The following is a 12,190-nucleotide window of genomic DNA, read 5'->3' as shown; positions in this document are numbered from 1 at the left end:
ACAGTATGAGTATTGTGAGGTTATGAGATGTTACATCAATTTTCGCGTAATGAATTAGCAATCGGTAAAACTGGACTTGACGCATTGGCATCCAAGTCCGTCGCTATTCTGGGTATCGGTGGTGTTGGATCGTTCTCAGCAGAAGCGCTTGCCCGCAGTGGTGTAGGTCGTTTGATTCTTGTCGATAAGGACGATATCGACATCACGAACGTCAACCGACAAATCCATGCTTTGCTTCCGACGGTTGGTCAACCGAAGGTCGATGCGATGGCAGAACGTCTTGCGTTAATCAATCCGGATCTTGAAATCGTTCGCTTGAAGATGTTCTACAATGAAGAGACATTCGAGTCGTTCTTCGAACAGCAACCGGATTATGTCATCGATGCATCGGACACGGTCTCGTTCAAGATTCACTTGATTCAGGAATGTAAGAAACGTAACATTCCAATCATCTCAAGCATGGGGATGGCGAACAAGATGGATCCGACACGCATCAAGATCGTTGACATCAAAGATACAAGTTATGATCCACTAGCGAAGGTCATTCGGACGAAACTTCGGAAAGCCGGTATTCATAAAGGTGTTCCTGTCGTCTTCTCTGATGAGCCGCCCGTTAAGATCATCGAAGAAGTCCGTCAAGTCGTCGGAAACGATGCGGCTGCAATTCGTAAGGCAAAGATGCCGCCAAGTTCGAATGCGTTCGTTCCATCAGTTGGTGGATTGATCGCAGCGAGCTACGTCATCAACGAGATCGTCCGTGAAGCCGGCGTGACGATCGAACGCGTTCGTTAAAAAAAGCGACCTTATGGTCGCTTTTTCTGATGTGTGGCTGTTTGTTTGTTCCAAAAATCAAGTCGAGCTTGCAGTTGTTTCTCAAAACCGCGTGGGCTTGGACGATAAAAGACCGGTTTTGTCCGGGCAAGGTTCTCGGGCCAGTAATTCTGTGGCACATAGGCATGTTCGAAGTCATGCGGATACTGATAGGTGACGCCATTCCCAAGTGCTGCTGCCCCTGGATGATGGGCATCGCGCAAGTGCGGCGGTACCGGACCGCCGTCTGAACGGCGAACGAGTGTCAATGCTTGATCGATTGCTGAGATGACAGCATTCGATTTCGGTGCCGTCGCGAGATATAAGACAGTTTCAGCGAGCGGAATCCTTGCTTCAGGGAAACCGACGTACTCGCACGCGCGTGCACAGGCATCGACCATCAATAACGCTTGCGGATCAGACAGACCGATGTCTTCTGCCGCATGGACGTAGAGACGCCGTACGATGAAGCGCGGACTTTCGCCCGCTTCAATCATGACAGCGAGCCAGTAGAGCGCAGCGTCGGGATCGGAACCCCGAATCGATTTGATGAAGGCGGAGATGACATCATAATGCCGATCGCCGTCCTTATCGTACTTCAATGCTTTTTGTTGAATCGATTCCTCGGCGACAGCGAGATCGATCGTGATCTGACCATCGATTTCCGGTGTCGTTAAGACGGCGAGTTCAAGCGCATTCAATAATGCCCGGTAATCGCCATCCGACAACTTGACGTAATGATCGATCGCGTCATCCGTGATCGTGATCGGATATTTGCCAAGACCACGCTCTTCGTCTTTTAGGGTCCGGTCGAGGACGATCCGTAAGTCATCTGCCGTCGGGGGTTCGAAACGAAAGACCGTTGCCCGCGATAACAGAGCGGCGTTGACCTCAAAACTCGGATTTTCAGTCGTCGCCCCGATCAACGTGATCGTACCTGCTTCAAGCGCCGGCAGTAAGGCGTCTTGTTGCATCTTATTGAATCGATGGATCTCATCAAGAAAGAGAATCGTTTTTTGATCCTCGAACTGAAGACGGGCTTCGGCCGCTTTTAGAATTTCCCGTAATTGTTCCAGTTTCGCTGTGACCGCGTTCAATTGCTCGAACGCTGATTTCGTATAACTGGAGATGACACGCGCGAGCGTCGTCTTACCGGTTCCGGGTGGACCGTAAAAAATGACGGTTCCGAGACGATCGGCTAAGATGGCACGCCGCAGGAGCGTCGTCTCTCCGATCAGATGGCGTTGTCCGACGATTTCATCCAGATTCTGAGGACGCATTCGATTTGCGAGCGGTCCGGCAGGTGACTGGGATTCAAATAAATGTGCCATACACATACGCTCCTTCCACTTTTAGCTACTACTATACTAGAAAGGATGATTCTTCGCATGATGAAAATCTCGACGAAAGGGCGATATGGTCTGACGATCATGATCGCACTCGCGAAAGAAGCTGAATCTAAACCATTATCCCTAAAAAAAATCGCGCAGATGTATGACCTATCTGAGCATTATCTTGAACAGTTGATTGCACCCCTTCGTAATGGAGGTCTCGTCAAAAGTGTCCGTGGTGCTTACGGCGGGTATAAGCTCGGTCGTGAAGCGCAAAACATCACAGCGGGTGAAATCATCCGTCTGCTTGAAGGACCACTCGTCGTCGTCGAAGGCGATGCGTGTGACGAGGTCACGAAACGAAAACTGTGGGATAAAATCCAGCAAGCAGTCGATCAAGTACTCGATTCAACGACGCTACAAGACTTAGCGGAAGAAGAAGATACAGGATACATGTTCTATATTTGAGAGGTGAAAACGAATGAATTACTTTGACCATTCGGCGACGACGCCGATGCGTCCGGAAGTCCTTGAGGCGATGACGCCTTATTTGCTCGAACAGTATGGCAACCCATCGAGTGTCCACGCGGCTGGTCGATCTGCTCGTGCAGCAATTGACAAAGCACGCCGGCAGATCGCACAAGAATTGAATGCGAAACCAACCGAACTGATTTTTACGAGTGGTGGAACGGAATCGGATAATTATGCGATTTTCGGTGCGGCTGAGGCGGCGCGTGAAAAAGGGCGTCATCTCATTACGACACGGTTTGAGCACCATGCTGTATTACATGCGTTCGAAGAGCTCGAAAAACAAGGCTATGACGTCACGTATCTCGATGTTCCAGATACAGGTGTCGTCTCAATGGCTGCTTTGCAAGAAGCGGTACGGGAAGATACGACACTCGTCTCGATCATGTTCGGCAACAATGAAGTTGGAACGATTCAACCGATTGAGGCATTCGGTCAATTTTTACGAGAACGCGGTATTTTGTTCCATACGGACGCGGTGCAAGTGTTCGGAAAACGAGCAATCGATGTCGAAGCGTTACAGGTCGATCTCTTATCCGCGTCTGGTCATAAAATCAATGGTCCAAAAGGAATCGGATTGTTGTATGTGCGGACTGGTGTGAAGTTAGCGCCTCAAACGTTCGGAGGAGAACAGGAACGCAAGCGTCGCGCTGGTACAGAGAACGTACCGGGAATCGTCGGTTTAGCGAAAGCGCTTGAACTGATGATCGCAGAGCGTGATCAACAACAGGACCACATCAAACAGCTGCGCAGCGTTTTGCTGACGCGATTGGATGAAAGTGGCGTCACTTACGAAGTTAACGGTGTTGAAGGATTACCGAATGTCCTCAATCTTTACTTCCCACAGATTGAGATCGAACCGTTCTTGATCATGCTTGATATGCGCCAGATGGCCGTATCGAGCGGGAGTGCATGTACGGCAGGATCCGTCGAACCTTCGCATGTCTTATCGGCGATGTATGGCGAAGATGAACGGACACGAGCATCGGTCCGAATCAGTTTTGGTCACGGAAATGAGCTCGCGCAAGTCGAACTACTCGCACAAGCCTTGCAAGATGTCGTAAAATCGTTTCAGAATTAACTAAGAGGTGAAATAAATGAATACACGAGCGAAAGCCCCGAGTGAAACGACAGTCGTCGTTGGGATGTCGGGCGGTGTCGATTCTTCTGTGACTGCTCATTTATTAAAAAAGCAAGGCTATAACGTCATCGGAATCTTCATGAAAAACTGGGATGACACGGATGAGAACGGCTTTTGTACGGCGACGGAAGATTATGAAGACGTCATCGCGGTAGCCAATCAAATCGGCATTCCGTACTATGCGGTCAATTTCGAGAAAGAGTACTGGGATAAAGTCTTCACGTACTTCCTCGATGAATATAAACTCGGTCGGACACCGAATCCGGACGTCATGTGTAACAAGGAAATCAAGTTCAAAGCCTTCCTCGATCACGCGATGCGTCTTGGTGCCGATTTCGTCGCGACAGGGCACTATGCGCGTGCCGTCTATGAGGATGGAGAACATAAATTGCTTCGAGGCGTTGATGCAAACAAGGATCAAACATATTTCTTGAATCAATTGTCGCAAGAGCAAATCGCGAAGGCGATGTTCCCGATCGGGCACATGGAAAAATCAGAAGTGCGCCGGATCGCAGAAGAAGCGAACCTCGCAACGGCGAAGAAAAAAGACTCGACAGGCATTTGCTTCATTGGCGAGCGGAACTTCAAACAGTTCCTCGGTCAATATCTGCCGGCGCAACCCGGTGAGATGCGGACACTTGACGGCAACGTCATGGGACGTCACGATGGATTGATGTACTATACGATGGGGCAACGTCATGGACTCGGTATCGGTGGCGACGGAGAGCCTTGGTTCGTCGTCGGGAAAAATTTAGAGGAGAACATCCTCTATGTCGATCAAGGATTCCATAACGAATTGTTGTATTCGGAAGGATTACTTGCTTCAGATGTCAGCTGGACATCTGAGCGTCCGGTCGGTGAGACATTCCGTTGTACGGCGAAATTCCGTTACCGTCAACAAGATACAGCCGTCACGGTTCGTGTCCTCGAAGATGGACTCGATGTTTTATTTGACGAGCGTCAACGAGCAATCACACCAGGACAAGCAGTCGTATTCTATGATGGGGACATCTGCCTCGGTGGTGCGACGATCGATGCAGCCTATAAAGCAGGCGAACGCCTCGCGTATCTAGCGTAAGGAGCAAAAGAAGATGAACTATAATGAAGTAGGATTCCGGCATCTAGAAGCTGGAAATTATGAATTAGCAGCGCAAGCGTTTAACGACGCGATCGAAGAAAATCCAAAAGATCCGACAGCGTACGTCAATCTTGGAACATTACTCCAATCGATGAACGATGCTGATCGTGCCCTTCGTTTTTATGACCGGGCACTGATGATCGATAATACGTTTGCGAGTGCCTATTATGCAAAAGGGGCGCTGTTCTTTGCTGCCGACAAACTCGTCGAAGCAGAGGAATCATTGCGGGCAGCGTTATTATATGGACTTGACGACGCGGATCTCCATTTCATGCTGGGGATGACGTATCAAAAACTTGGTGATCCAGTCCGCGGGTTGCCCCGTTTACAGCGTGCGTCAGAACTAAACGGTGTCGATATCGAGATCGCATTCCAATACGGACTTGCCTTAGCGCAAAACGAGAAGTTGGAAGAAGCGGTCGAGATGTTCGAGCACGTCTTGATGCTTGACGAAACGCATACGGATGCACGATACAATTATGCGATTGCCCTTGCTTTCCTTGGTCAACAGGAAGCCTGTTATGCAGAACTCGAAGCCGTTCTTGCCTACCAGCCGGAACACGCCCTTGCGCGGGACGCGAAAGCGAAGATGGATGCGTTATTAAAACAAGCAGACTGATATAAAAAAGACGATTCCGCCTGGAGTCGTCTTTTTTATGCTATTTAATTCCCAACTTCACGGATGACACGAAGTGGTGGACCGGAAAAGTCTTCATAGGCTTCATCCATGTTTTTCGTGTACAGTTCGATGACGTTATTTTCCGTATCCTTGAAATAAGCAGAATGCTCTTTTTGATTCGAGGTCTCCTGTTCGTCCCATTCTCTGAGCTTCACGGTGATCGATGCTTCCCGCAATTGATTCAAGGCTTGCTGGAACTCGTCCTTCTCAACGTAGAAAGCACAGTGGACATGAACACCACCTTCATCGTACAACGTGTCCCATTCGGACACTGGTAAGTGTTTGACGGTCCGTTCTTCCATCGTAAAGTCCCGTTTCAGCCACAGACCGAGTCGAGTGTTACCGCCAATGTAGAGCCACGTGGCCCAAACCCCGTCTTGCTTAGATTGTTCTTTGCTCGGTTCAGCGTCCTCAGGAGCCCATTGCTCGACGACTGGAATGCCTAGTGTCCCATTCCAAAAGCCGACCGCACGATCCATATCCTCGACTTCAAGTACTAATTCACACAATCCTGCAATCGGTAAACGTGCCATCCTTAAACTCCTCCTCTTAACGAAATGTTTCACGGTATCTTTCCCTGATTTAAAATCCGGTAAACGAATGCTATGATGAAAGCAGCGAATGAAAAAGAGAGAAAGAAGGTGGAGTGATGGAGCACCCCCATCAAGTCGTCGGGCGCGTCAAACGTGTGCTCTTTTCTTCTGAAGAAGAAGCACACTCCATTGTATTGGTCGCCGTCAAAGAAAAGAACTTTGAACTGAAAGAAACCGAGCTCGTCATCACGGGTACTGGGGTTGGGATCGAACTCGGAGGAACGTATCAAGCATTCGGACGTCTCGTCGATCATCCCCGGTTCGGAAAACAACTGAAGGCGGAGCTGATTCGACGATCGGTTCCGATGACAAAACATGCGACGATCCGCTTCTTGACGAATGGTTCGTTCACCGGCATTGGTCCGAAGACAGCGAAAAATATCGTCGATGCTCTCGGAGAAGAGGCAGTGGATCTCATTTTGAAGGATGAACGGGTACTGAATCAGGTGCCTGGGTTAAAACAAAAACAAGCTGACATCATCTTGAGTCGACTCGCCACGTTATACGGTGTCGATCAGTTGATGCTGTTCTTAGCACCGTTTGATGTCACACCGAAGCTAGCGGCAAAGATTTATGCTGCTTACGAAGGGGACGCCATGGCGCGAATACGAGAGAATCCATATTCCTTGATGTATGAAGTGAATGGGATCGGTTTTAAGACAGCCGATCATATCGCATCACATCTTGGACTCGTCGGATTACACCCGGAGCGCGTCGCTGCTTCGATCATGCACATATTAGAACAAGAAGCAGGAGAGGGACATGCCTTTGCGACAGTCGACTCGCTATTGCAACGGGCGCCCCGGTTGCTTGGTGAAGACCCAGGGGAACGGCTGGAACAAGCGATTGAACTGTTGCTCGCTGAAGATAAGGTCAAGCTCGAAGAAGGCTGTCTGTATTTACCGACGATCTTTTATGCCGAAGTTCGGGCGGCGAAGGAACTGGCGCGGGTCATGGCGAACGGTGCCGAACAGGAAGTCGATGTCGCGACGATCCTTGAAGCAATCGGGCACCTCGAAGAACAGTTTGGCATGGAATATGCGGCGCAACAGCGGGAAGCGATCGAGTTAGCGGTCAAAGCACCGTTAATGGTTCTGACAGGTGGACCCGGTACCGGTAAGACGACCGTCATCAAGGGAATTTTACATGCCCTGCAAGAAATTCATGATTGGCCGCTTGAGAAAAGTCGCGTCAAGACGGGGGATGTCTATCCGTACGTTCTGGTCGCACCGACCGGACGCGCCGCTAAACGTCTATCGGAAGCAACGGAAGTCCCAGCGATGACGATTCATCGTCTGTTGAAGTATGACGGAACGAATTTCCAATTAAATGAAGATCAGCCGATCACGGGGAAAGTACTGATCATCGATGAGTCGTCGATGATTGATATCTACTTGTTATCGAGTCTGCTCCGTGCTGTGCCGAACGGTATGAAAATCTTGTTCGTCGGTGACCGCGATCAATTACCATCCGTTGGTCCAGGGCAAGTGCTGGCAGACTTGATGGATACGGAAGGGATTCCCGTCGTTCGTTTGAACGTCGTCCATCGCCAAGCGGAAGATTCTTCGATTTTACGGCTCGCGCACGATTTGAAGAACCGGACGACGTCAGCTGATTTGTTATCACCACTTGCGGATCGTCGCTTTTACACCGCGTCTCCGCAAGAGACGTTACGCGGCATCTCAGCCTTCGCGGAAAAAGCACTTGCAAAAGGGTATTCGAAATTCGATGTTCAGGTTTTGGCACCGACTTACCGTGGTCAGGTCGGAATCGACGAACTGAATGTCGCCTTGCAACGCGTCTACAATCCGGAGGAACCGAAAAAACGCGAAGTCAAACAAGGCACCCGGATTTACCGGACCGGGGACAAGATTCTTCAGCTCGTCAACAATGCGGAAGAGAACGTCTATAACGGAGATATCGGCGAAATCGTCAATATCTTCTTCGCCAAAGAAAACGTCGACAAGGTGGATAAGATCATCGCCCGCTTCGACCAGACGGAAGTCGAGTACAACCGGAGTGACTGGGATCAATTCACGCATGCCTACGCGATTACGATTCACAAGGCACAAGGGTCCGAGTTTCCGATCGTCTTGATGCCGGTCTATTTCACGGGAGCATTCAAGCATTCCCGAAACTTGATTTATACGGCGGTCACCCGTGCGAAGTCGAGTTTATTATTGTTCGGCGATCCACGAGCGTTTCATAAAGCGTCGCAAGAAGAGGAGCCACGGCGCCGAACACGATTGATTGAACGACTCGGTGGGGTGACAAAGACTTGACGGATGCTGTACGATAGGTAATAATCACGATAGATGAATGGACGTAACACGTTGATGGAAGATAAGTAAAAGGAAAACTCGAGTCCAGAGAGAAGTGAGTCTGCTGCAATCACTTTCTCGAGTTCCTTTGAAGCTCCTTCCGGAGTCGGGTGTAAACACCTGCGGGTCATCCCCGTTATCAGATGTTCGAGGTAGGCAATGGATTGCTTACGAACGAGGGTGGTACCACGGAAGCGATGCTTTCGTCCCTTTTCAGGGATGAAGACATCGCTTTTTTGCGTCCAAATAAAACCAATGGGGGTAACTGTTCATGAAAGCTCTAAAACCATTAACGGGTGCACAAATCCGTCAGATGTATCTTGATTTCTTCCAAAGCAAAGGGCATGCGATCGAACCGAGTGCTTCACTCGTACCGGTCGAGGATCCATCGCTCTTGTGGATCAACTCAGGGGTTGCGACACTCAAGAAGTATTTCGATGGTCGTGTCATTCCTGATAATCCACGTATCGTCAACGCACAAAAATCAATCCGGACGAATGATATCGAAAACGTCGGGAAAACAGCACGTCACCATACGTTCTTCGAGATGCTCGGAAACTTCTCTGTCGGTGATTACTTCCGTGAAGATGCAATCAAATGGGGCTGGGAACTCTTGACGAGTGATGACTGGTACGGTCTTGACCCGGAACGTCTCTCGGTCACGATTCACCCGGAAGATGACGCAGCGCGTCAAATCTGGCTTGAACTCGGTGTACCGGCTGAGCGGATCATTCCACTTGAAGATAACTTCTGGGAAATCGGTGAAGGTCCATCTGGTCCGAACACGGAAATCTTCTTCGACCGTGGACCTGCTTTTGGAGACGATCCGAACGATTCAGAACTCTACCCAGGTGGCGAAAACGAACGCTATCTCGAGATCTGGAATATCGTTTTCAGTCAGTATAACCACGATGGACACGGAAACTACACGGAACTTCCGCGTAAAAACATCGATACAGGAATGGGACTTGAGCGGATGGCATGTGTCATGCAGGACGTGCCGACGAACTTCGATACGGATCTGTTCATGCCGATCATTCACAAAACAGAAGAGATCAGCGGTAAAATCTACCGTGACGATTCAAAACTCGATGTAGCGTTCAAAGTCATCGCAGACCACATCCGTACCGTATCATTCGCGATCGGTGATGGTGCGCTTCCTTCGAATGAAGGTCGTGGATATGTCCTTCGTCGTTTACTACGCCGTGCGGTTCGTTATGCGAAGATGCTTGGGATCGAACGTCCGTTCATGTATGAACTCGTCGATACGGTCGGAAACGTCATGGTCGACTTCTACCCACAAGTGCCAGAAAAAGCAGACTTCATCAAACGCGTCATCAAAAACGAAGAAGAACGTTTCCACGAGACACTTCATGACGGTCTTGCAATCTTGAACACAGTCGCTCAGACGTCTAAGGCGAACGGTGAGCATGTTATCAGTGGCGAAGATGCGTTCCGCCTGTATGACACGTATGGTTTCCCACTCGAATTGACAGTCGAGTATGCGGAAGATCATCAGATGTCTGTTGATGAAGAAGGCTTCAAACTAGCGATGGATGCACAACGTCAGCGTGCACGTGCAGCGCGTGAAGAGAGTGGTTCGATGCAACAGCAATCGGAAGTCCTCTCGACGCTAAAAGATAAAAGTACGTTCGTCGGCTATACCGACCTTAAGGCGGATGCGAAAATCATCGCTTTAGTGCATGATGGAGAACGAGTCACAGAAGTCGCTGCTGGTGAAGAAGCACAAGTCATTCTCGACATCACACCGTTCTACGCTGAAAGTGGTGGTGAAGTCGCGGATACAGGAACAATCGAAGGCAAAGACTTCGTTCTTGATGTCAAAGATGTTCAAAAAGCACCAAACGGTCAAAACTTGCATACGGTCATCGTTCGTACAGGGATCGCAACGGAAGCTGCAGACGTCGTTGCAACAGTCGAAGCAGCAGAGCGTAAAGCCGTCACGAAAAACCATACGGCAACACACTTGCTTCATAAAGCATTGAAAGATACGCTCGGAACACACGTCAACCAAGCGGGATCACTCGTTTCTCCAGATCGTCTTCGTTTCGACTTCTCACACTTCGGTGCAGTGACACAAGAAGAGTTGACGAAGATTGAACAAGACGTCAACCAAGCAATCTGGGCATCACTACCGGTTGATATCGAAGAGATGAACATCGCTGATGCAAAAGCAAAAGGCGCAATGGCATTGTTCGGTGAGAAATACGGTGAAACGGTCCGTGTCGTCTCAGCAGGCACATACTCGATCGAGTTATGTGGCGGTATCCACGTCGGGAACACAGCAGAAATCGGCTTGTTCAAGATCGTTTCAGAGTCGGGTATCGGTGCAGGTACACGCCGAATCGAAGCGGTAACGGGTGCAGGCGCATATCGTGTCATGAATCAACACTTGGAAACACTCGAACAAGCAGCAGCTGTCTTGAAGACGAAGACGACAGAAGTTCCTGTTCGCATCGAAGCACTGCAACAACAGCTCCGTGAGACGGAACGGGCAAACGAATCGTTGCAAGCAAAACTCGCGAACATCGAAGCTGCTTCGCTCAAGGACGATGTTGAGGAAATCAACGGTGTGCGTGTGCTTGCGAAACGTGTCGACGTCTCAGATATGGACGCTCTTCGCGGTATGATGGACGAGTTGAAGAGCTCACTCGGATCAGCAATCATCGTACTCGGTAGTGCGCAAGGTGAGAAAGTCAATCTCGTCGCAAGCGTCTCAAAAGATTTAATCGACCAAGGCTATCATGCTGGTAAATTGATCAAGGAAGTCGCAACACGCTGCGGTGGTGGCGGTGGCGGTCGCCCTGACATGGCTCAAGCTGGCGGAAAAGATGCGTCGAAATTAGAAGAAGCACTCGCGTACGCTTCACAATACGTGCAATCACTGGCATAATAGAAACGTAGTGTATATGAAAGAGGTGATGAACGTGAGTCAGATGGATCAAACGATGAAATTCAACTTTCCGGAAGACGATAACAAAGCAGCGACACGTGATGTGTTGTTGACGGTCTATCATGCTTTAGAAGAAAAAGGATATCATCCGATCAACCAAATCGTCGGCTATCTCCTTTCAGGAGATCCTGCTTACATTCCTCGTCATAATGACGCACGTAATTTAATTCGTAAGATTGAACGCGACGAATTGCTCGAAGAACTCGTGAAATCTTATTTGGCGGAGAGTGGAAATTCAAAATGAAACGTGCAATGGGACTAGATGTCGGTTCGAAGACGATCGGGGTAGCGGTCAGTGACTTGATGGGCTGGACGGCGCAAGGCGTCGAGACGGTCAAGTGGACGGAACCGGATTACCCAGAAGCCTTCAAACGGCTCGATGTCATCATGAAGACATACAATGTCGAAATCCTAGTCATTGGTCTTCCGAAAAACATGAACGGTTCCATCGGTCCCCGCGCAGAAGCAAGTGAAGCTTTTGCGAAGGAAATCGAACAGCATACCGGGCTTGAAGTCGTCTTCATGGATGAACGGTTGACGACGATGCAAGCAGAACGGATGCTGATCGATGCCGATGTCAGCCGTAAAAAGCGTAAACAAGTCATCGATAAGATGGCTGCCGTCATGATCCTGCAATCGTACTTGGATCGGACGAACCGATGAAGGGGGAGAAAC

11 protein-coding genes and 1 other annotated feature are annotated in these 12,190 nt (G+C 49.5%); of the genes, 9 read left to right on the top strand and 2 right to left on the bottom strand.

The features are described from left to right. The first annotated feature begins 27 nt into the window (after positions 1–27). Entirely contained in the window at positions 28–792 is a 765-nt protein-coding gene (locus tag B3G15_RS09825) for a tRNA threonylcarbamoyladenosine dehydratase (RefSeq protein ID WP_023468920.1), read from the top strand. An 11-nt stretch (positions 793–803) separates the two neighbouring features. Here the strand turns inward: B3G15_RS09825 and B3G15_RS09820 are convergent, their stop codons facing one another. Beyond that, complete coding sequence (locus B3G15_RS09820) at positions 804–2,141, bottom strand: replication-associated recombination protein A (RefSeq protein WP_047393656.1); 1,338 nt, start codon at positions 2,139–2,141, stop codon at positions 804–806. 60 nt (positions 2,142–2,201) lie between these two features. Here B3G15_RS09820 and cymR point away from each other — a divergent pair, with 60 nt between their 5' ends. From cymR to B3G15_RS09800, 4 genes are read left to right on the top strand one after another with little or no spacing between them, the layout of a single operon-like run. Continuing rightward, on the top strand, positions 2,202–2,609 hold the full coding sequence (cymR, locus tag B3G15_RS09815) for a cysteine metabolism transcriptional regulator CymR (protein WP_029342236.1): 408 nt from the start codon (positions 2,202–2,204) through the stop codon (positions 2,607–2,609). A 13-nt stretch (positions 2,610–2,622) separates the two neighbouring features. Then, the gene (locus tag B3G15_RS09810) at positions 2,623–3,750 is read left to right on the top strand and encodes a cysteine desulfurase family protein (RefSeq protein WP_214859645.1); all 1,128 of its coding nucleotides are present in this window, start codon (positions 2,623–2,625) and stop codon (positions 3,748–3,750) included. A gap of 16 nt (positions 3,751–3,766) precedes the next feature. Further along, positions 3,767–4,888, top strand: coding sequence for a tRNA 2-thiouridine(34) synthase MnmA (gene mnmA / locus B3G15_RS09805; RefSeq protein WP_290720450.1), 1,122 nt, complete (start codon positions 3,767–3,769; stop codon positions 4,886–4,888). Positions 4,889–4,901: 13 nt separating this feature from the next. Then, positions 4,902–5,567: a tetratricopeptide repeat protein gene (locus tag B3G15_RS09800; protein WP_064299569.1), complete on the top strand. Its 666-nt coding sequence runs from the start codon at positions 4,902–4,904 to the stop codon at positions 5,565–5,567. Between the two features lie 44 nt (positions 5,568–5,611). On the opposite strand, the gene B3G15_RS09795 is transcribed toward B3G15_RS09800, so the two are convergent. Further along, entirely contained in the window at positions 5,612–6,160 is a 549-nt protein-coding gene (locus B3G15_RS09795) for a VOC family protein (protein ID WP_023468914.1), read from the bottom strand. A gap of 116 nt (positions 6,161–6,276) precedes the next feature. On the opposite strand from B3G15_RS09795, the gene B3G15_RS09790 reads away from it, so the two are divergent. The 4 genes from B3G15_RS09790 (at position 6,277) to ruvX (ending at position 12,178) form a co-directional block, all read left to right on the top strand. Further along, positions 6,277–8,502, top strand: coding sequence for an ATP-dependent RecD-like DNA helicase (locus B3G15_RS09790; RefSeq protein WP_290720441.1), 2,226 nt, complete (start codon positions 6,277–6,279; stop codon positions 8,500–8,502). 42 nt (positions 8,503–8,544) lie between these two features. Further along, positions 8,545–8,755 (top strand) — a binding site (T-box leader). A 57-nt stretch (positions 8,756–8,812) separates the two neighbouring features. Continuing rightward, positions 8,813–11,455: an alanine--tRNA ligase gene (alaS, locus tag B3G15_RS09785; RefSeq protein WP_290720438.1), complete on the top strand. Its 2,643-nt coding sequence runs from the start codon at positions 8,813–8,815 to the stop codon at positions 11,453–11,455. A gap of 34 nt (positions 11,456–11,489) precedes the next feature. Beyond that, positions 11,490–11,759, top strand: coding sequence for an IreB family regulatory phosphoprotein (locus B3G15_RS09780; RefSeq protein WP_029342229.1), 270 nt, complete (start codon positions 11,490–11,492; stop codon positions 11,757–11,759). After that, entirely contained in the window at positions 11,756–12,178 is a 423-nt protein-coding gene (ruvX, locus tag B3G15_RS09775; protein WP_023468910.1) for a Holliday junction resolvase RuvX, read from the top strand. Before B3G15_RS09780 ends, ruvX begins: the two co-directional genes overlap by 4 nt. Positions 12,179–12,190 lie beyond the last annotated feature (12 nt).

Source organism: Exiguobacterium sp. UBA1053 (assembly GCF_002316465.1).
GTDB classification, from domain to species: domain Bacteria; phylum Bacillota; class Bacilli; order Exiguobacteriales; family Exiguobacteriaceae; genus Exiguobacterium_A; species Exiguobacterium_A abrahamii.
This window is presented reverse-complemented; position numbering and strand designations above follow the sequence as displayed.